Genomic DNA, 21,606 nt, shown 5'->3' with positions numbered 1-21,606 from the left:
GCCAGAGCGGCCCAAAGCCCCTTACGCATCGCTGGCACACCTCCCGTGCGTGCGAGAGCAAGCCTCGCCCAGATTGCGGCAGAGCTGTGGCGTGCGATGTCGTTCTGGTTGCGGCGCAGCGAGAATCGGCGATCGTGTCGCCGCCGCAACACTTCCATGCGGGTTTCGCAGCCGCTTTGCCCCGATCACGCTTGGCAGAGTCGGCGAATTGGGGCACGAATACGCGGCCCGAAGCAGGGGGGGAACGATGGGGTCGGTCCCGGTACGGCGGCTTCGGGCCATATCCTAGGAGGAGCCCGTGACGACGGTCGGCAACGACACCCTGAAGACACGCAAGAAGCTCAAGGTCGGCGCCAAGACCTACGAGTACTTCTCCATCGAGGCCGCCGCCAAGGCGCTGAAGGTCGACTTCACCCGCCTGCCCTTCTCGATGAAGGTGCTGCTGGAGAACCTGCTCCGGCAGGAGAACGGCACCACCGTCACGGTCGAGGACATCAAGGCGATCGGCGCCTGGCTCAAGAAGAAGACCTCCGACCGCGAGATCGCCTTCCGCCCCGCCCGCGTGCTGATGCAGGACTTCACCGGCGTGCCCGCCGTGGTGGACCTCGCCGCCATGCGCGACGCCATGGCCGCCAAGGGCGGCGACCCGAACAAGATCAACCCGCTCTCGCCGGTCGATCTCGTCATCGACCACTCTGTGCAGGTCGACGTCTTCGGTTCGCCCAGGGCGTTCAAGGAGAACGTCAAGCTCGAATACGAGCGCAACGGCGAACGCTATGCCTTCCTGCGCTGGGGCCAGAAGGCGTTCGACAATTTCCGCGTCGTGCCGCCCGGCACCGGCATCTGCCACCAGGTCAACCTGGAATACCTCGCCCAGACGGTCTGGACCTCGAAGGCGGGCAAGAGCGAGATCGCCTATCCGGACACCTTGGTCGGCACCGACAGCCACACCACCATGGTCAACGGCCTCTCGGTGCTGGGCTGGGGCGTCGGCGGCATCGAGGCGGAGGCGGCCATGCTCGGTCAGCCGATCTCGATGCTGATCCCCGAGGTGATTGGCTTCCGCCTGACCGGCAAGCTGAAGGAAGGCACCACGGCGACCGACCTCGTGCTGACCGTCACCCAGATGCTGCGCAAGAAGGGCGTGGTGAACAAGTTCGTCGAGTTCTACGGACCGGGCCTCGACGGCCTGCCGCTCGCCGACCGCGCCACCATCGCCAACATGGCGCCGGAGTATGGCGCCACCTGCGGCTTCTTCCCGGTCGATGGCGAGACGATGCGCTATCTCAAGGGCTCCGGCCGCTCAGCAGCGCGCATTGCCCTGGTCGAGGCTTACGCCAAGAAGCAGGGCCTCTGGCGCGGCCCGAAGACGCCGGAGCCGGTATTCACCGACACGCTCTCGCTCGATCTCGGCTCGGTCGTGCCCTCGATGGCCGGCCCCTCTCGGCCGGAAGGACGCGTCGCCCTTCCCGACGTGGCGGCGGCATTCAAGGCGGCCTTGCCCACGCTTTCCAAGGCGCCGGCCAGCGCCCGCGTGCCGGTGGAGGGTACCAAGTACACGCTCGGCCAGGGCGACGTGGTGATCGCCGCGATCACGTCCTGCACCAACACTTCGAATCCGAGCGTCATGCTCGGCGCCGGCCTGGTCGCGCGCAACGCCGCGAAGCTCGGCCTCAAGGTGAAGCCCTGGGTGAAGACCTCGCTGGCGCCGGGCTCGCAGGTGGTGAGCGAGTATCTCGCCCGCGCCAAGCTCGACAAGGAGCTCGCCAAGCTCGGCTTCAATCTGGTCGGCTATGGCTGCACCACCTGCATCGGCAATTCGGGACCACTGTCCGAGCCGATCGGCAACGCGATCCGCTCCGGCGATCTCGCGGTCTGCTCGGTGCTGTCGGGCAACCGCAACTTCGAGGCGCGCGTGCACCAGGACGTGCGCGCCAATTGGCTGGCCTCGCCGATGCTGGTGGTGGTCTACGCGCTGGCCGGCAACCTCAACATCGACGTGACGCGCGAGCCGATCGGCCACGACAAGAAGGGCAAGCCGGTCTACCTCAAGGACATCTGGCCGTCGTCCAAGGAGATCGCCGACACGGTGAGGAAATGCGTCACCGCGCCGATGTTCAAGAAGCGCTACAAGGACGTGTTCTCCGGCGACAGCTTCTGGAAGAAGGTCAAGACCGGCGCCGGCCTGACCTACAGCTGGGACGACGATTCCACCTATGTCCGCAACCCGCCCTATTTCGACGGCATGCCGAAGCAGCCGCCGGGGGTGGGCGACATCAAGGCGGCGCGCGTCCTGGCGATCTTCGGCGACAAGATCACCACCGACCATATCTCGCCCGCCGGCGGCATCCGCAAGACGGTGCCGGCCGGCAATTACCTCACCGAACACGGCGTGAAGGTCGAGGACTTCAACCAGTACGGCGCCCGCCGCGGCAATCACGAGGTAATGATGCGCGGCACCTTCGCCAATGTGCGCATCAAGAACGAGATGATGGGCGCGGGCCACGAGGGCGGCGACACCAAGTTCCAGCCCTCGGGCGAGGCGATGACGATCTACGACGCCGCCATGCGCTATCGCCAGCAGGGCACGCCGCTCGTCATCTTCGCCGGCCAGGAATACGGCAACGGCTCGTCGCGCGACTGGGCCGCCAAGGGCACCGCGTTGCTCGGCGTCAAGGCGGTCGTGGTGGAGAGCTATGAGCGCATCCACCGTTCCAACCTGGTCGGCATGGGCGTGCTGCCCCTGCAGTTCCCGGAGGGCGTGACGCGCAAGTCCTTGAACCTCGACGGCAGCGAGGTGATCGATATCGGCGGCCTCGCGAGCGGCATCCGCCCGCGCATGGACGTGCCGATGACCATCACCCGCAAGGACGGCTCCAAGCAGGTGGTCCAGCTCAAGTGCCGGATCGATACGCTCGACGAAGTCGAGTACTACCGCCACGGCGGCATCCTGCACTACGTGCTGCGCAACCTGATGGGCAGCGGCGGTGAGGCACGCAAGGCAGCCTGAGTTCGGTGCGCCGCGGCACCCCGCATCGGGTGCCGCGGCGCGTCATCGCAAATCGTTGACGAGGGGTTGCCGCCGTCTCAACCAATCGTGACTGGTCGCCTGGGGGAACCAGTACCATCAATGAGACCATGACATTTCTCGCGCCCGACGCGCTCGGCCGCTGCCTGCTCGGCCTGGCGCTGACGCTCTTCGCTGCTCTGCCGGCCGCGGCCGGCGAGCGCGCGCCGGTGGTGGTCGAGCTGTTCACCAGCCAGGGCTGCAATTCCTGTCCGCCGGCCGACAAGTTCCTGGGCGAGCTGGCGCAGCGGAACGATGTCCTCGCGCTCAGCTTCCATGTCGACTACTGGGATTATCTCGGCTGGAAGGACACGTTCGGCAGCAAGGAGAACACCCATCGCCAGAGCCTGTACCGCGACCGGCTGATGGGCCGCTATGTCTATACGCCGCAGATGATCATCGACGGCCGGGTCGAGATGCAGGGCACCGACCGCAGCCGCGCCGCGACCGAAATCGTCAAGTCGAAGACCCTGGCCGAACTCGGCGACAATGCGGCCCTCGCCCCGATCGACTGCAGCGAAACCAAGGACGGCAAGTACATGGTCAGCCTGCCGGCACGGCCCGGCATCGGCGCCGTTCCGCTCTGGCTGGTGCGCTTCGACCCGCGTCACGAGGTGGCGATCGGCCGCGGCGAGAACAGCGGCCGCAAGCTGGTCTACACCAATGTCGTCCGCGAGATCCGCCGGATCGGCGAGTGGAAGGGGGAGGCCATGCAGCTCACCCTGCCGGCCGACGCCGTGCCCCAGGGCAGCGGCGCCGCGATTTTGGCGCAGGACGGTCATGCCGGCCGCATCCTGGCCGCCGGCAGGTTCTGACCCGATCTCGAGCCTCCCGTTAAGCGTTTGGACACCCCGGGGCCGCACCGTGGCCCTCGGCCGCGTTGACGGCCCTGGTCGGCAGCGGCAGTTTCCGGACATGCAGAGAAGCAACGCGCGCGGCGGCGGCCAGGCCGCGACAGGAGACTGAGCCGATGGCCGTCCTGGTCACCGGCGCCGCCGGTTTCATCGGCTATCACACCGCCCGCCGGCTGCTCGACCGCGCCGAGACGGTGATCGGCCTCGACAACCTGACGCCCTACTACGATGTGGCGCTGAAGCGCGCGCGTCTCGCCGCTCTGGCGCATCCCCGGTTCCGCTTCCTGGAGCTCGATCTGGCCGATCCGCCGATCGTCCTGAAAGCGATCGGCCGCGACGAGATCGACCGTATCGTGCATCTCGCGGCTCAGCCGGGCGTGCGCTATTCGATCGATCACCCGTTCGAATACGCGCATGCCAACCTGACCGGCCACCTGACCATGCTGGAGCTGTTCCGGCATTTGGCCACGCCGCGCCATCTCGTCTACGCCAGCTCCAGCTCGGTCTATGGCGGCAACCGCAAGCTGCCGTTCGCCACCTCCGACAGCGCGGACCATCCGGTCTCGCTCTATGCCGCGACCAAGAAGGCGGACGAGCTGATGAGCCATGCCTATGCGCATCTCTACCAGCTGCCGATGACGGGCTTGCGCTTCTTCACCGTCTACGGGCCGTGGGGCCGGCCCGACATGGCGGTGTACAGCTTCACCCGCGACATCTATGCCGGCCGCCCGATCACCCTGTTCAATCACGGCGACATGATGCGCGACTTCACCTATGTCGACGACATCGTGGCCGGCGTGATCGCGGCGCTCGACCATCCGCCGGCGCCCGGCAACGACGCGCCGCCTTGCCGGCTCTACAACATCGGCAACAACCGCGCCGAGCCCCTGCCGCGCCTGATCGAGGTGCTGGAGCGCGCCACCGGTCGCAAGGCCAATATCCGCTACGCCCCGATGCAGCCGGGCGACGTGAAGGAAACCTGCGCCGATATCGACGACATCCGGCACGATCTGGGCTTCCAGCCGACCACGCCGCTGGATATCGGCATCCCGCGCTTCGTCGAGTGGTTCAAATCGTTCCACAAGGACGAGGTCGGCACGTGAAGCCGAAGGTCGAACTCGATCCGGCAGCGATCCAGCAGATCGTTCGCCACGCCATCCCGCATTGCCGCGAGCTGGGCGTCGAGGTGGCCGATCTGGTCGACGGCCGCCCGGTCCTCAGGCTCCCATGGGACGAGCGCCTGGTCGGCCATCCGGATACCGGCGTGCTGCATGGCGGCGTCGTCACCACCCTGATCGACACCGCCTGCGGCATGGCGGTTCAGGTGGCCTTGATGCGCACCACGGCGATCGCGACCCTCGATCTCCGCATCGACTACCTGCGGCCCTCGACGCCGCGCCAGCCGCTGCATGCCGAGGCCCTCTGCTACAAGCTGACCCGTCATATCGCTTTCGTGCGGGCCAAGGCCTGGAACGACGATCCGGACGACCCCGTCGCCAATTGCGTCGCGACCTTCATGGTCGACAGCTCCGACAAGTCACCCTTCGCCCGCAAGCGGAAGGCCGCGGCATGACCGTGGAGCAACGCATCGCCGCGGCCCGAGAGAGCGGCGACGCTTCCGGTCTGGTCGATATCGTGCCCTACTACCGCTTCCTTGGCTTGACCATGAAGGCGACGCCGGACGGCCCGATCTGCCTGATCCCCGGGGGCGAGAAGCTGGTCGGCAACCCGATGCTGCCGGCGCTGCATGGCGGGGTGATCGGCGCCCTGCTGGAAGCCACGGCGATCATGCACCTGATCTGGACCCGCGAAAGCGGCAGCCTGCCCAAGATCATCAATCTGACGGTCGAGTATCTGCGTTCCGGCCGCCCGGTCGAAACAGCCGCCGCCGCCAGCGTCACCAAGCTCGGCCGCCGCGTCGCCAATGTCCGCGTCGAAGCCTGGCAGGACGACCGCACCAAGCCGGTCGCCTATGCCAATGCCCTGTTCCTGCTGACTTAAAATTCATTTCACCACGGAGGACACGGAGGCACACGGAGGATTTGCTCAAGTAATCTCCGTGTGCCTCCGTGCCCTCTGCGTCCTCCGTGGTGGAAAATTCCGCCGCCCTCGACACGCCTGCTGCCGGAACCCATATAGTCGGGCGCACCAATGATAGGCTCCGCATGACCGTCGAACCCCGCCTCGCCGACCTCCCCACCTGGAACCTGGCCGACTTGTATCCGGGGCCGGATTCCGCCGAACTGAAGCGCGATCTCGATCGCGCGGCGAAGGAGGCGCGCCAGCTTGCGGAAGCGTACCGGGGCAACATCGCGGCGAGTGACGGAGCCCGGCTCGCCGAGGCGCTGGCGATCTACGAAAAGCTGGAAGACCGGCTCGGCCGCGTCATGTCCTATGCCCAGCTGCTGCATGCCGGCGACATGACCGATCCGGAGATCGGCAAGTTCTATCAGTCGATGCAGGAGCGGGCGACCGAGATCGCCGCCGATACGCTGTTCCTCCGTCTGGAGATCAACCGCCTCGACGACGCGGCCATGGCCGAGAAGCTCAAGGCCCCGGCGCTGAAGCGCTTCGAGCCCTGGCTCCGCGACCTGCGGGTGTTCCGGCCGCACGAGCTGTCCGACGAGATGGAAAAGCTCCTGCTGGAGAAGTCGATCGCCGGGCGCAGCGCCTGGATCCGCCTGTTCGACGAGACGGCGGCGGCGCTTCGCTTCAAGGTCCGCGACCGCGACCTCAACATGGAGGAGGCGCTCCACCTCCTCTCCGAGCGCGACCGCGAGCTGCGCCGCGATGCGGCGAAAAGCATCGGCGCGACCCTCAGCGGCAACATCCGCCTGTTCGGCCTCGTCCTCAACACCATCATGAAGGACAAGGAAATCGAGGACCGCTGGCGCAAGTACCCGAGCCCGCCGGCCTCGCGCCACCTCGCCAACCAGGTCGAGCCCGAGGTCGTCGCGGCGCTGGAGGAATCCGTCGCCAGGGCCTTCCCCAAGATCGCGCACCGCTATTACAAGCTGAAGGCCGGCTGGCTCGGCCTCGACAAGCTGGAATTCTGGGACCGCAACGCGCCGCTGCCCGATACCGACGACAGCTTCGTCGGCTGGGACGAGGCGCGCGGCGTCGTGCTCGACGCCTACCAGGCCTTCTCGCCGGAACTCGGCCGTATCGGCACCGATTTCTTCGACAAGCGCTGGATCGACGCGCCGTCGCGGCCGGGCAAGGCCTCGGGCGCCTTCGCGCATCCGACGGTGCCGAGCGCGCATCCCTATCTGCTGCTGAACTACCAGGGCAAGACGCGCGACGTGATGACGCTCGCGCACGAGCTCGGCCACGGCGTGCACCAGGTGCTGGCCGCCGTGCAGGGCCCGCTGATGGCCGATACGCCGCTCACCCTTGCCGAGACAGCCTCGGTCTTCGGCGAGCAATTGACCTTCCGTGCGCTGCTCAAGCGGCAGACCGACCCGAAGCGTCGCCGCGCCCTCCTCGCCTCCAAGGTCGAGGACATGATCAACACCGTGGTGCGCCAGATCGCCTTCTACCGCTTCGAGCAGCGCCTGCATGCCGAGCGCAAGCAGGCCGAGCTGACCCCGGAGCAGATCGGCAAGATCTGGATGGAGATCCAGACCGAGAGCCTCGGCCCCGCCTTCCACTTCGACGAGGAGTACAAGTCCTTCTGGGCCTATATCTCGCACTTCGTGCACGCGCCGTTCTACGTCTACGCCTATGCCTTCGGCGATTGCCTGGTGAACGCGCTCTACGCGGTCTATCTGGAGAGGCCGGAGGGTTTCGAGGCGAAGTACATCGAGATGCTGAAGGCCGGCGGCACCTTGCGCCACAAGGAGCTGCTCGCGCCGTTCGGCCTCGATGCGAGCGACCCCGCCTTCTGGTCCAAGGGGCTCGACGTCATCTCCGGCTTCATCGACGAGCTGGAGAAGTAGCCTCCGCCATATGGCCGACGAACAGAACCATCTGACCGGACGCGTCCGGCGCTATGCCCGGGTCGGGCGCGCCGTCGGTGGCGTCGCCGCGCGCTGGGCCGGGCAACGCTATCTCGGGCTGAGCGCCGATCGCGCCGCCGAAGCCGATGAGCTGCGCCGCGCCCTCGGCGGGCTGAAGGGCCCGCTGATGAAGGTGGCGCAGCTGATGTCGACCATTCCCGAGGCGCTGCCGCGGGAATACGCGCAGGAGCTGTCGCAGCTGCAATCGAACGCGCCGCCCATGGGCTGGGCCTTCGTCAAGCGGCGCATGGCGGCGGAACTCGGTCCCGACTGGAACGCGAAGTTCAAGACCTTCGAACGCGACGCTGCCGCCGCCGCTTCCCTCGGGCAGGTGCACCGCGCCGTCGCGCTCGACGGGCGGCGGCTTGCCTGCAAGCTGCAATACCCGGACATGGCGTCGACGGTGGCCGCCGACCTGCGCCAGCTCAAGCTGATCTTCTCCATCCATCGCCGCCTCGATCCCGGCGTCGACACGCGCAACATCTTCACCGAGATCGAGGCGCGGCTCCGGGAGGAGCTCGACTACGTCCGCGAAGCGCATCACATGGCGCTCTACCGGCAGATGCTGAAGGACGAGGAACGGGTCAGCGTCGCCGAGGTGCTGCCGGAGCTTTCCACCGCCCGGCTCCTCAGCATGACCTGGCTCGACGGGCGCCCGCTGCTCGATTTCAAGGACGCGCCGGTCGAGGTGCGGAACGACATCGCTATCGCCATGTTCCGCGCCTGGTACGTGCCGTTCTACGGCTACGGCGTGATCCATGGCGACCCGCATCTCGGCAACTACTCGGTGCGCGCCGATCGCGGCGTCAACCTGCTCGATTTCGGCTGCATCCGCGTGTTCCAGCCGAAATTCGTGCGCGGCGTGATCGACCTCTACCACGCGCTCAGCAACGACGATCCGGCGCTGGCTGTGCACGCCTACGAAACCTGGGGCTTCGCCGGCCTCTCGAATGAGGTGATCGAGACGCTCAACCTCTGGGCCGAGTTCGTCTACGCGCCGCTGCTCGAAGACCGGCCCCGCCGCATCCAGGAGCAGGAGAAGGCCGGTCTCTACGGCCGCGAGGTCGCCGAGAAGGTGGCGAAACAGCTGCGCCAGCATGGCGGCGTCACCCCGCCGCGCGAGTTCGTCTTCATGGACCGCGCCGCCATCGGGCTCGGCGGCGTGTTCTTGCACTTGAAGGCCGAGCTCAACTGGCACCGCCTGTTCCACGACCTGATCGCCGATTTCGACGAGGCGCGGCTGGCCCGTCGCCAGAAGGCGGCGCTGAAGCAGGCGGAAGTGCCGCCGCCGGCCTGAGGGCGGCGCCCTCGAGCAGCACCTTCTGGATCGCCGGCAGATAGCGCCCCTTCTCCTGCAGGACGATCTCAGCCGCAAGCGTGAGCGGCGCGCGCGATCCCTTGCGCACCTGCAGGATCACGCGATCCGAGCTTGGCCCCGTCCGCAGCGGCAGCACCTCTATGGCGCCGAACCGCTTCCCCAGCGCCGCCAGGGCGTCGGCCAGTCGCTCGCTGCGCAGGATCAGCGTGAAAACCCCGCCATGCCGCAGAAGGTCGGCCGCCCGGCGCGCCCACACATCGAACAGATCGGGCGCGGCGGCCCGGGCTTGGCGCCGCGACGCTTGGGCCGAGGCCGTCCCCGAGGCGGCAACGAAGAAGGGCGGGTTGGCGATCACATGATCGAAACTGCCCGCGGCAAGCTGCGGCAGGCGCCGCTCGAGATCACCGACAAAGAACTGTGCCCGCCTGGCTAAGCGGTTCCGCGCAGCGTTCCGCGTCGCGAGCTCGATCGCCGCTTCGTCGATATCGATACCGACACCCTCGCTGCCCGGCACGCGCGCCAGCAGGCAGAGCAATGCGACGCCGACCCCGGTGCCGAGATCGGCAATCCGTTCGCCGGCTTGGACCGGAGCCGCCGCCGCGAGCAGAACGGCATCCGAGCCCGACCGATGCCCGCGAATCGGCTGCTCGACGCGCAGCTTGCCGCCGAGAAACTCATCGACCGTCGTGGCCGCACCGGTATCGCCACCCGGATTCCTGCTCATTTCGAAGGCTCGTAGCCGGATTCGCGCAACACCTCGCGCGCCGCCTCGCCGTCTCCCGCCGCCACCATCAGCCGGCAGGGAAACGCGCCGATGCGCGCTTCGATCGCGCTGATATGGCCGTCGAACACCACGCTATCGATGCCGGCATCGGCGAGCAGTGCGCGCAGGAACGAGAGCAGCACGATGTCGCTGGTCCGGTAGAGCTCGATCATGTGGCCTTCGCCGTCCCGTTCAGATGCCGAGCGCGGCGAGCAAGGTCCTGACCGTCATGAAGATCAGGATCAGCGAGCCGATGGTCCAGAGGGTGGCCCGCATGTCGTGCGTCTGGGCGGTCGCATAAGCGCCGAAGTGAAGCAGTCGGGACACCACATAACCGTAGAGCAGCACCTGGGCCAGGATCAGCGAGGGTCCGGTCAGGACATAGAGGAAGCCGGCCACCAGGAAGAACGGCAGGTTCTCGAGGTCGTTCATCTGGATGCGCCGGATCCGCTCGACCCGCTCGTCGGGCTCGAGCTGGCGAGGATCGGGCGTCGGGTTCAGCGGCGTCTTGCGCAGGTCCTCCGGCGCACGGAAGCCACCCTTGACCTGCATCATGCGCGCGACCGTCAGCCAGGACATGCCGACCGCTTTCAGGATCATCAGCGTGGCGGCGATCACATAGGTCGCGAAGACCGGATTCTGCAGGCTGACACTGTCCATGGCTGGCCCCCCCTTTGTCCGCGACTCATAGGCGTGGCCGGGGCCGTTGCAAAGCCGCCGGGCGCCCCGCCGGCTGGCATCGCCCCGCCGGCCACGCTAGGGTCCCAGCCCGAGTCATCATTCCGTTGGGGGCGGAATCGGCAACCGGAAGGAGCAGGCGCCTGGCATGGCGAAACTGGTGGTGAACGGACAGCCGCAGGCGGTCGATGTGGAAGACGAGATGCCGTTGCTCTGGGTGCTCAGGGACACCCTTGGGCTGACCGGCACGAAATACGGCTGCGGTCTCGGCCAATGCGGTGCCTGCACGGTGATGATCGGCAAGGACGCGGTGCGTGCCTGCACCGTCACCGTCGGCGACGTTGCCGGGCCGGTCACCACCATCGAAGGCCTCTCGCCCGACCGCTCGCACCATGTGCAGCAGGCCTGGCTCGCGCTGCAGGTGCCGCAATGCGGCTATTGCCAGCCGGGCTTCATCATGGCCGCCGCCGCCCTGTTCCAGCGCAGCCCGAAGCCGACCGAGGCCGAGGCGATCGAGGCGCTCACCAATATCTGCCGCTGCGGCACCTATGCGCGCATCCGCCAGGCGGTGCGCATCCTGGCCAAGGCCTGATCCGTGGCAGCCAGGCTCGACCGCCGCGCGGTCCTGAAGCTCGGCGCCGGCAGTGCCGCCGGCCTGGTCCTTGGATTTCATCTGCCGGCGCGCCTCGGCGCGCAGGAGATCGCCGAGAACGGCGCACAGGGCAACGGCTTCGGCCCGTTCCTCAATGCCTGGCTGCGCATCAGCCCCGACGAGACGGTAACGCTCGTCATCGACCGCTCGGAGATGGGCCAGGGCGTCTACACCTCGCTGCCGATGCTGCTCGCCGAGGAGCTCGGCTGCGACTGGCGGCGCATCCGCGTCGTCGCGGCGCCGGCCGACCCGATCTATCGCAACCTGTTCCTGGTGCACGAGCTGCTCACCAAGGGCGAGGATATCGGCGATGCGGCGGATTGGTTCGTCCGCCGGCTCAGCCGGGTGGTCGGCCAGCAGGTCACCGGCGGCTCTTCCAGCGTGCGCGGCGCCTTCAAGCCGTTGCGCACCGCCGGCGCGGCGGCACGCGAGATGCTGGTCACCACGGCGGCCCGCCGGTTCGGCGTCGCGCGCGAAGAATGCACCGTCGAGGCCGGCGAGGTACGGCACGCGCCCAGCGAGCGCAAGCTCAGCTTCGGCGCGCTGGCGGCGGAGGCGGCCCTGCTCGAGCCGCCGCGGCGGCCGCCGCTCAAGCCCGCCTCGGCCTGGCGGCTGATCGGCAAGTCGGTGCCCCGGCTCGACCTGCCGTCCAAGATCGACGGCAGCGCCATCTTCGGCATCGACGTGCGCCTGCCCGACATGCTGTTCGCCGCCATCGCCATGCCGCCGGTCTTCGGCGGCAAGCTGAAACGCTACGACAGCACCGCCGTCCTGAAGCGCCGCGGCGTCAGCGCGGTGGTGCCACTGCCCGACGGGGTCGCCGTGGTGGCCGACAACACCTGGCGCGCGCAAGCGGCGCTGGCCGAGCTCGCGCCCGAATGGGATGACGGCGGCAACGCCGCCGTGTCGTCGGAAACGATCGAAGCTACGCTGCGCGACGCCCTCGCCGGATCGGGACGCACGGCGGAGGCGGCGGGCGACCCGGCGAAGGAGCTGTCGGGCGCGGCGCGCCGCGTCAGCGCCGATTACGAGCTGCCCTACCTCGCCCATGCGACGATGGAGCCGATGAACGCCACCGCGCGGATCGGCGCCGACGGAATCGATATCTGGATCCCGACCCAGGTGCAGGAGGCGGTGCAGAAGGCGGCCGCCGAGGCCGCGGACATCTCGACCGCCAAGGTGCGGGTCCATACCACCTATCTCGGTGGCGGCTTCGGCCGGCGGCTGGAAGCCGATCTCGCCGCCCAGGCGGTGCGCCTTGCCAAGGCGGTCGGCAAGCCGGTGCAGGCGATCTGGTCGCGTGAGGAAGACACGACGCACGACTTCTATCGCCCTGCCACGGCGGCCCGGCTCGAGGCCGGGCTCGACGCGGAAGGCCGCCTCGTCGCCTGGCGGCAGACCAATGCCTGCCCGTCGATCATGGCGCGGGTCTTCCCGGCGGCGACCTGGCTCGAAGTCGACCAGACCGCGGTGGAGGGCGCCACGCGCATGCCCTACGCCATCGCGAACCGGCGCATCGCCCATGTGCAGCGCGACTTCCACGTGCCGGTCGGCTTCTGGCGCTCGGTCGGCCATTCGCAGAATGCCTTTTTCAAGGAGAGCTTCGTCGACGAGCTGGCCGCCGCCGCCGGCACCGATCCGCTGGCATTCCGGCGCCGCCTGCTGGCCCAGGCGCCGCGCGACCTGGCGGTGCTGGAACTCGCGGCCGAGAAGGCCGGCTGGGGCGATGCGTTGCCGCCGGGGCGCGGGCGCGGCATCGCCCTGCACACGTCCTTCGGGTCGATCGTGGCCCAGGTGGCCGAGGTGACCGTGAGCGCGGATGGCGTGTCGGTCGAGCGCATCGTCGCCGCGGTCGATTGCGGCATCGTGGTCAATCCGGACACGCTGCGGGCGCAGATCGAAGGCGGCATCGTCTTCGGTCTGACGGCTGCGCTCTACGGCCGCATCAGCATCGAGAAGGGACGCGTGGCCGAGCGCCATTTCGACGACTATCCCATGGTCCGTCTCGGCGAGACGCCGGAGATCGAGGTGCATGTGATCGCGAGCGACCAGGCGCCGGGCGGCGCCGGCGAGCCCGCCGTGCCGCCGGTCGCGCCGGCCATCGCCAATGCGATCTATGCCGCCACCGGCAAGCGGCTGCGCCGCCTGCCCGTCGCCGGCCAGCCCCTGACCACCTGACCACCACCTGACGCATCGAAGGGGAAGCCGCAAACATGCGCATCGTGCTGCTGCCGACGGCCCTGGTCACGCTGGCCGCCATCGCCGTCTATCTCTGGACCTTCATCATGGCCGGCCGCGCCCGCGGCAAGTACAACGTCAAAGCCCCGGCGATCACCGGACCGGAGCCGTTCGAGCGCGCGATCCGGGTGCAGACCAACACGCTGGAGCAGATCGTCCCCTTCCTGCCGGCGCTGTGGATCTGCGCCGCGTTCTATCCGATGCCGGCGGCGATCATCGGCGCCGTTTGGGTGGTCGGGCGCATCATCTACGGCATCGCCTACTACGCCGATCCGGCGAAACGCGGCTTCGGCTTCACCGTCGCCATCGCCGCCACCGTGCTGCTCTGGGTCGGCGGCGTGCTCGGCATCGTCATGGCCTGGCTCGCCTGAACCAGGCCGTCAGGAACGGCAGCGCCAGTGCCGTCACGGCGACGGCGAAGGCGACCGCCTCACGATTGCTCGGCCGTTCGATCGCCACCAGCATGACCGCGAAGGCGATCAGCAGATAAGTCAGCAGCATCTCCAGGCCGCGTCCTTCCGGCTCGCCCGGCAGGTCGCGGCCGAACAGGCGGCCAAAGTCCAGCGCGGCGGCGAAACGTCGCTCGCCGGCCAGCCACAGGAAGGTTGCGACGAGCAGCGGGCCGAAGGCCGGCACCAGGAACTCCGCCACCGGGAAGTCGCGGTAACGGCCGGCCACGGCCAGCATGAAGAGCTGGTAGATCGCCGCCAGGGCGAAGCCCAGCATCAGCCATTCGCCGGCCAGACTCTCAGACAGCCGGCCGAAGCGCTGCAGTTTCTCCGGGCTGACGGTATGGCGGCCGAGCGGCAGGTAGAGCGCTGCATAGGCGCGGAACTCCGGCCAGAACGCCTTCACCCGCGTCGCCGGCTCGGCGATGGTTTGGCCGGCGAGCCCGCGCGCGGCGGCACGAATCATCAGGACCGCGAGCAGCGCCTGCAGCACGAGATGCGGCACGGAAGGCAGCCACTGGCCCGAATTGAAGTTGTAGCGCCAGGCATTCTCCGCGTTCAGCACCAGCATAGCGCCGAAAATCTGCGCCAGCAGCAGCAGCGGGGCGGGTGGGGCGCGCGATGCGGCCTGCAGCCCGGCGATCATCAACGCCGCCCCGACCAGTGCCGAGGCAATGAAGCCCCAGTACCAATGCGGCCGCTCCACCACGCCGCTCCAGTGGAACTTCGGCTGGCGCTCGACATCCAGGATGCCCCAGGCACCGCCGACATTGCCTTCCAGCCTGGTTTTCCACACCTGGTCGAAAGCCTCGACGATGTTGTAGTCGAGCTGATGCCGCCGGGCGATTTCGACGAATTCCGCGATGAAGCGCGCCGCCTCGACGCGGCTCGGCCGCGCGTCACGCCGGTCGCGGCCGAAGCTCGGCCAGCCGACCTCGCCGATCAGGATCGGCTTGCCGGGAAACGCCGCCTGCACCTTCGCATGGACCGCGAGGATATGCGCCATCGCGTCCTCGACGCGCACTGGCATGTCCTCCCAATAGGGCAGGAAATGCACGGTGATGAAATCGACCTCGCGGGCCAGGCTCGGATTCTTCAGCCAGAACTCCCATACATCGGCATAGGAGACCGGCTGCTTCACCGCCTGGCGGACCCGGCGGATATAGGCGGCGAGCTCCGGCACCTTCAGGTCGCGCCTGAGCAGCACCTCGTTGCCCACGATGACGCGCTTGATCACGTCCGGGTGACGGTTCGCCTGTTCGATCAGGGCGTCGATCTCGGCCTCGTTGTTGACCAGGCGCGTGCCGAGCCAGGCCGAATGCAGCACCTCGACGCCGAGCCGGCGCGCCGCATCGGGCACCACCTGCATGCCCTCCAGCGAGGTATAGGTGCGCACCGCCTTCACATGGCCGGCCAGCGCCGCCAGATCGGCTTCGATCTCGCCGGAACTCGGATAGACCCGGGTCAGCGGGCTCTGGTGCCGCCGGAAGGGGGCGAAGGAGACGCTTTCGAGCGGCTCGATGCCGTTGCCGCCCGGCACCGCCACGGGCCGGTTCGGCCACCACCAGAAAGCGAAATTGAGCGCTGTCGCCAGCGCGATCGCCACGCCGAGCGCGAGAATGCCTGCTCTCCCCATACTCAGTCCGTCTCGCGCTGCCGGCCCCTCGGTTCGGGCCGCGATACGCTCGGCCCGTCCCCCTCATTGCCGATGCCGATGTGAGGAGTCAAAGTGGCGGATCCAAGGCCGGAGGTTAACGTGGCCCCGCTGCTCGGGGCCGAAGTGGGGAGACAGAGCGCATGCCGAGCAGGACCCAGGATCTCGCCGCCGTGCTGGAGGCCAACAGCGCCTTCTACACCGCGTTCAGCCAACGCGACGCGGCGGCCATGGCCAAGCTCTGGGCGAGCCACCTGCCGGTCGTCTGCGTACATCCCGGCTGGCCGCCGCTGCTCGACCGCGCCGATGTGATCCAGAGCTGGCAGCGCATCTTCGCCAATCCGGACCAGCCGGACCTCCGCCAGATGAAGGAACGCGCCTTCCTGCTCGGCGACTTCGCGCTGGTGGTCTGCCTCGAAGTGCTGCCCAACGCGACGCTGGTCGCCACCAACACCTTCGCCCGCGAGAGCGGTTCCTGGCGCATGGTGCATCATCAATCCTCGCCGCTCTCGATGGAATCCCTCGAAGAGGAAGAGCCGCCGGCCGAGCTCCGCAACTGACGCTGCCTCCCATGTTCGACGTCGCCATCGTCGGGCTCGGCCCGGTCGGGGCGCTGCTCGCCAACCTGCTGGGCCAGGCCGGGCTCCAGGTCATCGCTTTGGAGCGCGACACCGGGATCCATCCGCTGCCCCGCGCCGTGCATTTCGACGGCGAGGTGATGCGGATCTTCCAGTCCGCCGGCCTCGCCGACCGGATCGCCGCCGCCGCGCGGCCCTCGTCCAAGGGCATGCATTTCCTCAGCCCCGACGGCCGGACGCTGATGATCCGCCGCGGCCGTGAGGGGCCGGGTCCGCAGGGCTGGGTCTCGAACTGGTACTTCCACCAGCCGCTGCTGGAACAGGTGCTGCGCGACGGCCTCGGACGCTTCCCGAACGTGCAATGCCGCCTCGGCACCGAGGTCGTCGCGCTCGACGAGACCAAAGATCATGTGACGCTTCACCTTCAGCCGGATGCCGGCCCAGTCCAGGCCCACTATGTCGTCGGCTGCGACGGCGCCCGCTCGCTGGTGCGCCGCGCCATCGGTTCCAGACAGCAGGATCTGGGCCTGCACCAGCCCTGGCTGGTGGTCGATCTGCTGGTCGACCAAAACTCGAAGCGTGCCCGGGAACTACCTGATTTCACAATCCAACTCTGCGATCCGATGCGACCAATGACAGTGGTCTATGTGGGCGGCGACCGGCACCGCTGGGAGATCATGCTGATGCCGGGTGACGACCCGGCGCGGATGACCGAGCCCGAGATCTTCTGGCCGATGCTCGCCCGCTGGCTCGGGCCGGAGGACGCGGTGATCGAGCGCTCCGCCGTCTACACCTTCCACTCGGTCATCGCCGAGGGCTGGCGCCGCGACCGACTGCTGCTCGCCGGCGACAGCTGCCACCAGACCCCGCCCTTCCTCGGCCAGGGTATGTGCGCCGGCATGCGCGACGCCGCCAATCTCGCCTGGAAACTCGACCTCATCTGCCGCGGCCTCGCCGACGATGCCCTGCTCGACACGTATGAGAGCGAGCGCCGGCCGCATGTCCAGACCTTCATCGACCTCGCGGTGAAGCTCGGCGCGGTGATCCAGGCGACCGATCCGGAAGCCGCCCGCGAGCGCGACCGCCGCTTCGCGTCCGGCGCGCCGGAGATGTTCGACTATCCCCAGCCCGCCCTCGGCCCCGGCGCGCATCGCGACGGCAGACTCTTCCCGCAACCGCGCCTCGCCGACGGCCGGCTGCTCGACGAGGCGGTCGGGAACCGCTTCGCGGTGCTGGGCCGCGCAAGCAGCCCACCCGGCATGGTCGCGATCGAAAAGCCCGGACCCGAGATCTCCGCCTGGCTGACGGCGCGCGACGCCATCGCCGTCGTCCTCAGGCCGGATCGCTACATCTTCGGCGTGGCGCGCGATCAGGAAGCGCTGGCGAAGCTCACCCGCGCCCTGCCCAGCGCGCCGAAATCCACCGTGACCTGATCGCCTTCGGCGATCGGCAGCGGCTTGACGCAGGTGCCGGTGGTCACCACTTGTCCCGCCTTCAAGGTGATGCCCAGACCGGAGAGCTCGTTGGCGAGCCAGGTCAGCGCCACGCGCGGATCACCCAGCACGTTGGCGCCCCTGCCCTCGACCGGCGGTTGGCCCGCCACCAGCCCGCGCACCGCATGCGCGGCGAGGTCCATGTCCCGCCAGGCCGCCGGCATCTCCGGACCCAGCACGAAGCGGTCGGCGCAGGCATTGTCGGCGATCAGCGCCGGCCCGCCGACGGCCGCGAAATCGTCGAAGCGCGAATCCGGCACCTCGATGCCGATATGCAGCGCCCCCACCGCCGCCAGCACCTCGTCGACCTTGTACGGCGTCGCCCGCGGCGGCAGATCGCGCCCCATCCGGAAGGCGAACTCCGCCTCTGCAACGCGCATGCGGTTGGTCGCCAACGGCAAGGTCGCGCCATCGGCCGCGACCCGTTCGGCGAGCAGCCGCCCCGCAAGCGGCCCGTCCACGCCGATATGCCGCTGCCCGTCGACGCTGGTCGCCGCGATCTTCCAGCCGAACAGCGGCCTGGCGCTCTCCCGCTCCCACAATGCCTGCACGGCATAGCCCTCGGCGCGCGTCCGGGGCTTCAGACCAGGCGGCAGGTCCGCCATCACCCGCCCGGCCCGCCAATGTTCAATCAGAAGCCTCGCCGCCTGTTCGCTCATCCCGCGCCCCTCCATTCTCCGGAGATTGCGAGCGCGGTGGATGCGGCGTCAATCGTTCACCGCGAAGGGCGCCACGAGCGCCAAGGAACGCGAAGCGTTCTTACGATGTCCTTGGCGACCCTTCTCGCTCTTCGCGTCCTTGGCGGTGAGATCAGCTCACCCGCGGATCTGCGACGGGTCGTAGTAGAATCGCTCCTCCACCACGCGGTCGCCCTGCCAGCGCTGCCAAGCGATCTCGTTCAGCGTGCGCGCCCGGCCCGCCGGATCGGTGAACTCGAAGGTCCAGTTGACGGCGACGCGGTCGCCGTCGACGAAGACCGGCCGCACGCAGCGCGCCCGCATATCCTTCACATGGGCCAAAACGCCCTTCTCATGCGCCACCAGCTTGTCGCGGCCGTCGCGCTTCTCGGCCAGGTTCTCCTGCATCGAGGCGCCCTCGACATAGAATTGCTCGATCGCCTCGACGAACTTGCCGCCTTCCACCATCGCGACCAGCGCTTCCACCCGCTCACGGCTCGGCATGTCGTGCTCCTGCTTTGCAAGGGCGCGACATTGCCGCGCGGCCGGCGCGCGGTCGCTCACGATCGGCCGGCGAAGCGTCGAATCAGCCGATCAGTTGCCGCGGCGTGACGCCGATCAGACGCCGCATGTTGCGGGCGAGGTGGCTCTGATGCGCGAAGCCGGTCGCCGCCGCCGCCTCGGCGATCGGCATCCGCTCGGCCTCCAGGAGATGCCGCGCCTGCTCCACCCGTCGACGCAGCAGATATTGGTGCGGCGTCAGGCCGACCGATTGCTTGAACAACGCCTTGAACTGCGAGAGGCCGAGGCCCGCCGCCTTGGCGAGGCGCGCGAGCGGCAGCTCCCGGTCCATCTCGGTCTCGATCAGCCGCAGCACGCGGGCGAGTTGGCGCCGCGTCAGGCCCGCGCGCACCACGACAGCGGCCTTTCCCTTCGCATGATGCCGCAGGAGATGCACGGCCAGCGCCTGGCAGAGGCTCTCGGCATAGAGCCGGTGACCCGGCCGGCGCGCTTCCAGCTCGGCCTTCAGGTTCCAGCCGAAGCTCTCGATCCGCGCATCCCGGATCTGCATCCGCCGCGCCAGCGCCGCGCGCGCCGGGTCGAGGCCCATGTCGTTCGCTGCCACCCGCAGGAAATCGTGCGGCAGGCGCAGCACCAGCGCGCTGGCCGGCCCGTCATCCTCCCAATAGCCGGCGGTGCCGGCCGGCACGATGTCGATATCGCCCTGCGCCTGCAGCCGGCGGTGCACGAGGCTGTCGCCATGGCATGTCACGCGCACCGGCTGGCCGACATGGATGGAGATCAGATCGAAGGGCGAGGCCGCCAGCTCGACCCGCCCGCCGGGGAAATGGTGCAGCCGCGCGCTGATGCCCCGTAGCGCCGGCGGAATGGGTCGTGAGGCGGCGGTGGCCAGCTGCTTCATGGTCAGCAGTATAGCGGCACCGGCCCTATTAGCCGATCGTCGCCTCGAACACGCGCCGGTAATTGCCCCCCAGGATCTTCTGCAGATCCTCCTTGCCGAAGCCACGCGCCATCAGCGCGGCGGCGAGTTCCGGCAGGTTGCGATAGCTCGGTAATACCGACGGTCCGGTCAGACCCATCATGTCGGTGCCGAGCCCGACGAAGTCGACGCCGATCTTGTCGGCGAGCCGGGCAATGCCTTCGGCCATGCCGGCGAGATCGGCAAAGATCGAGGCCGGCGGCCAGATGCCGATCACGCCGCCGGTATTGGCCACCACGCGCGCATGCTCCTCGGAAATCTGCCGGCTGCGCGCACCCGGCTTCGGCGTGAAGGAGCTGTGCGAGACGACCAGCGGCTTGGTCGTCACCTTGGCCGCCCGCTTCACCAGGTCGTAGGTGCCGTGCGCCACGTCGACCACGATGCCGAGCCGGTTGCAGCGGCGGATCACCTCGGCGCCGAAATCGGTGAGCCCACCATGCACCGGCGGCTCGGTCTGGATATCGCCGAGCTCGTTGACGCGGTAATGCGTGAGCTGCAGGTGGCGCAGCTTCCAGCGCGCATAGGCCTCGTCGACGCGGTCGATGCGGCCTTCCAGAAAATCGGCGCCTTCGCTCGCCACGATGGCGGCGGGCCGCTCGGCCCGCGCCGCGCGCAGGCCGGCGACGTCCGTGACGATGCCGATCTTCTGCGCCGCCACCAGCGCCTCCAGCCGCGCGAACGACTTCTCGGCGAAGGCGTAGAGCTCGCCCGGCGCCGGGTCGCGCACCGGCTTGATCCGCTTGTCCGGTGTCACCTCGGTCACCGGGCTGTCGGCCACGACGGTGAGGCAGATCACCGCCATGCCGCCCTGGCGCATCGGCTCGGCCAGCGGCACGAAGGGCGCGCCCTCGGGCACGCGGCGCCGCCCGACCAGCGCGCCGCCATGGCTGTGCAGGTCGATGGTGAGGGCGCCCATTGCCTCGCGCGCGGCGGCGAGCTTCGCCGCGTCGTCCGCCGCAAGGGCCGGCACCGGCATCCACGACGACAGCGTGAAGAGGCCACCGGCCGCCAGCATGCCGCGCCGGGTGAAGCCGTGCGGCGCCGCGCGTGGCGCCGCGATCAGGCGGGCCTCATACAGCTGATAGCGCCAGCCGGCGCTGTCCCTATCCAGCACGCGCCAGCGCCCGGCGAGCCGGACCTCCTCACCGGCGCGATCGATCAGTTCGGCGGCGAACACCTCGATGCGCCGCGCCGGATCCGCCGGCAAGCAGTCGCCGCAGCACCCTGGCTCATCGGTCAGGATCAGATAGCCCGGCCGCTCTTCGATACCGGCCGGCATGCACCAGCCCTCGATCTCGACCCATTGGCCGTCGCGCGCTTCGGCCGCGCCGCTCGCCAGTTCCGCCCAGGTAACCTGCATGTTCGCCCCGCGCTCGCTGGTAAAAACATACCGCCCGGCTGGTTACCGCCTCGCTCAGAGATTAAGTCACGTATTTGTGTAAAATAGGATTTCTATTTGATTTCTCCACGGATTTGAGTTAATCTTCCTTCGTCACGGAAATCGGCCACGCGCCGTTGGCCTCGGCAACGCTCTTTGACAACTGAAGACTGTGCGACAAGGCCAGGTCGGCGAGCGGAAATCGCTCGGCGGAGTGCTCCCGGGGCGCCCCATTCGGCGAAGGGTCATTCCGGATCAACGACTTAGGCCGGAAACGCGTTGGCAAACATAGGATTCCATAGGCCGCC

The 21,606-nt window shown here is 68.5% G+C and carries 20 protein-coding genes; 12 read left to right on the top strand and 8 right to left on the bottom strand.

All coding sequences use genetic code 11. The features are described 5' to 3' along the window. Nucleotides 1-298: 298 nt before the first annotated feature. The 7 genes from acnA to DT074_RS11030 all read left to right on the top strand — a co-directional run bounded on the left by acnA (nucleotide 299) and on the right by DT074_RS11030 (nucleotide 9,216). A complete protein-coding gene (gene acnA / locus DT074_RS11060) occupies nucleotides 299-3,010 on the top strand; it encodes an aconitate hydratase AcnA (protein ID WP_119419909.1) in 2,712 nt (903 codons plus the stop codon). A 128-nt stretch (nucleotides 3,011-3,138) separates the two neighbouring features. Continuing rightward, nucleotides 3,139-3,882: a DUF1223 domain-containing protein gene (locus DT074_RS11055; RefSeq protein ID WP_119419908.1), complete on the top strand. Its 744-nt coding sequence runs from the start codon at nucleotides 3,139-3,141 to the stop codon at nucleotides 3,880-3,882. Nucleotides 3,883-4,037: 155 nt separating this feature from the next. Next, nucleotides 4,038-5,024, top strand: a complete 987-nt coding sequence (locus tag DT074_RS11050) for an NAD-dependent epimerase/dehydratase family protein (RefSeq protein ID WP_119419907.1) — start codon at nucleotides 4,038-4,040, stop codon at nucleotides 5,022-5,024. Further along, on the top strand, nucleotides 5,021-5,494 hold the full coding sequence (locus DT074_RS11045; protein ID WP_368744606.1) for a PaaI family thioesterase: 474 nt from the start codon (nucleotides 5,021-5,023) through the stop codon (nucleotides 5,492-5,494). Before DT074_RS11050 ends, DT074_RS11045 begins: the two co-directional genes overlap by 4 nt. After that, complete coding sequence (locus tag DT074_RS11040; protein WP_119419906.1) at nucleotides 5,491-5,922, top strand: PaaI family thioesterase; 432 nt, start codon at nucleotides 5,491-5,493, stop codon at nucleotides 5,920-5,922. Before DT074_RS11045 ends, DT074_RS11040 begins: the two co-directional genes overlap by 4 nt. A 164-nt stretch (nucleotides 5,923-6,086) precedes the next feature. Further along, entirely contained in the window at nucleotides 6,087-7,859 is a 1,773-nt protein-coding gene (locus DT074_RS11035) for a M3 family oligoendopeptidase (protein ID WP_119419905.1), read from the top strand. Between the two features lie 10 nt (nucleotides 7,860-7,869). Then, on the top strand, nucleotides 7,870-9,216 hold the full coding sequence (locus DT074_RS11030; protein ID WP_119419904.1) for an ABC1 kinase family protein: 1,347 nt from the start codon (nucleotides 7,870-7,872) through the stop codon (nucleotides 9,214-9,216). Here DT074_RS11030 and DT074_RS11025 read toward each other — a convergent pair. The 3 genes from DT074_RS11025 to DT074_RS11015 are packed head-to-tail and all read right to left on the bottom strand — an operon-like array spanning nucleotide 9,107 to nucleotide 10,660. Continuing rightward, nucleotides 9,107-9,961, bottom strand: a complete 855-nt coding sequence (locus tag DT074_RS11025; RefSeq protein ID WP_119419903.1) for a tRNA1(Val) (adenine(37)-N6)-methyltransferase — start codon at nucleotides 9,959-9,961, stop codon at nucleotides 9,107-9,109. The two genes, DT074_RS11030 and DT074_RS11025, sit on opposite strands and share 110 nt — an antisense overlap. Continuing rightward, nucleotides 9,958-10,173, bottom strand: coding sequence for a putative signal transducing protein (locus DT074_RS11020; RefSeq protein WP_119419902.1), 216 nt, complete (start codon nucleotides 10,171-10,173; stop codon nucleotides 9,958-9,960). Before DT074_RS11020 ends, DT074_RS11025 begins: the two co-directional genes overlap by 4 nt. Before the next feature lie 19 nt (nucleotides 10,174-10,192). Then, nucleotides 10,193-10,660: an MAPEG family protein gene (locus tag DT074_RS11015; protein ID WP_119419901.1), complete on the bottom strand. Its 468-nt coding sequence runs from the start codon at nucleotides 10,658-10,660 to the stop codon at nucleotides 10,193-10,195. A gap of 166 nt (nucleotides 10,661-10,826) precedes the next feature. Between DT074_RS11015 and DT074_RS11010 the strand changes: the two genes are divergently transcribed. The 3 genes from DT074_RS11010 to DT074_RS11000 are packed head-to-tail and all read left to right on the top strand — an operon-like array spanning nucleotide 10,827 to nucleotide 13,939. Then, on the top strand, nucleotides 10,827-11,270 hold the full coding sequence (locus tag DT074_RS11010; protein WP_119419900.1) for a (2Fe-2S)-binding protein: 444 nt from the start codon (nucleotides 10,827-10,829) through the stop codon (nucleotides 11,268-11,270). A gap of 3 nt (nucleotides 11,271-11,273) precedes the next feature. Next, on the top strand, nucleotides 11,274-13,508 hold the full coding sequence (locus tag DT074_RS11005; RefSeq protein ID WP_119419899.1) for a xanthine dehydrogenase family protein molybdopterin-binding subunit: 2,235 nt from the start codon (nucleotides 11,274-11,276) through the stop codon (nucleotides 13,506-13,508). Nucleotides 13,509-13,543: 35 nt separating this feature from the next. After that, the gene (locus DT074_RS11000) at nucleotides 13,544-13,939 is read left to right on the top strand and encodes an MAPEG family protein (protein WP_119419898.1); all 396 of its coding nucleotides are present in this window, start codon (nucleotides 13,544-13,546) and stop codon (nucleotides 13,937-13,939) included. Here DT074_RS11000 and DT074_RS10995 read toward each other — a convergent pair. Continuing rightward, nucleotides 13,920-15,653: a glycoside hydrolase family 17 protein gene (locus DT074_RS10995; RefSeq protein WP_162914814.1), complete on the bottom strand. Its 1,734-nt coding sequence runs from the start codon at nucleotides 15,651-15,653 to the stop codon at nucleotides 13,920-13,922. The genes DT074_RS11000 and DT074_RS10995 overlap by 20 nt on opposite strands. 161 nt (nucleotides 15,654-15,814) lie before the next feature. Between DT074_RS10995 and DT074_RS10990 the strand changes: the two genes are divergently transcribed. Together DT074_RS10990 and mhpA are read left to right on the top strand one after the other, a co-directional pair. Next, on the top strand, nucleotides 15,815-16,231 hold the full coding sequence (locus tag DT074_RS10990) for a nuclear transport factor 2 family protein (RefSeq protein WP_119419896.1): 417 nt from the start codon (nucleotides 15,815-15,817) through the stop codon (nucleotides 16,229-16,231). An 11-nt stretch (nucleotides 16,232-16,242) separates the two neighbouring features. Continuing rightward, a complete protein-coding gene (gene mhpA, locus DT074_RS10985; protein WP_119419895.1) occupies nucleotides 16,243-17,682 on the top strand; it encodes a bifunctional 3-(3-hydroxy-phenyl)propionate/3-hydroxycinnamic acid hydroxylase MhpA in 1,440 nt (479 codons plus the stop codon). On the opposite strand, the gene DT074_RS10980 is transcribed toward mhpA, so the two are convergent. The 4 genes from DT074_RS10980 to DT074_RS10965 all read right to left on the bottom strand — a co-directional run bounded on the left by DT074_RS10980 (nucleotide 17,619) and on the right by DT074_RS10965 (nucleotide 21,280). After that, nucleotides 17,619-18,401, bottom strand: coding sequence for a 2-keto-4-pentenoate hydratase (locus DT074_RS10980; RefSeq protein WP_368744604.1), 783 nt, complete (start codon nucleotides 18,399-18,401; stop codon nucleotides 17,619-17,621). The two genes, mhpA and DT074_RS10980, sit on opposite strands and share 64 nt — an antisense overlap. Before the next feature lie 156 nt (nucleotides 18,402-18,557). After that, nucleotides 18,558-18,923, bottom strand: a complete 366-nt coding sequence (locus DT074_RS10975) for a nuclear transport factor 2 family protein (protein ID WP_119419966.1) — start codon at nucleotides 18,921-18,923, stop codon at nucleotides 18,558-18,560. Nucleotides 18,924-19,005: 82 nt separating this feature from the next. Then, nucleotides 19,006-19,842: a helix-turn-helix domain-containing protein gene (locus DT074_RS10970; protein ID WP_119419893.1), complete on the bottom strand. Its 837-nt coding sequence runs from the start codon at nucleotides 19,840-19,842 to the stop codon at nucleotides 19,006-19,008. A gap of 28 nt (nucleotides 19,843-19,870) precedes the next feature. Continuing rightward, nucleotides 19,871-21,280, bottom strand: coding sequence for a dipeptidase (locus tag DT074_RS10965; RefSeq protein WP_119419892.1), 1,410 nt, complete (start codon nucleotides 21,278-21,280; stop codon nucleotides 19,871-19,873). Nucleotides 21,281-21,606: the final 326 nt, after the last annotated feature.

The organism is Desertibaculum subflavum (genome assembly GCA_003576705.1).
Taxonomy (GTDB): domain Bacteria; phylum Pseudomonadota; class Alphaproteobacteria; order Ferrovibrionales; family Ferrovibrionaceae; genus Desertibaculum; species Desertibaculum subflavum.
This window is presented reverse-complemented; position numbering and strand designations above follow the sequence as displayed.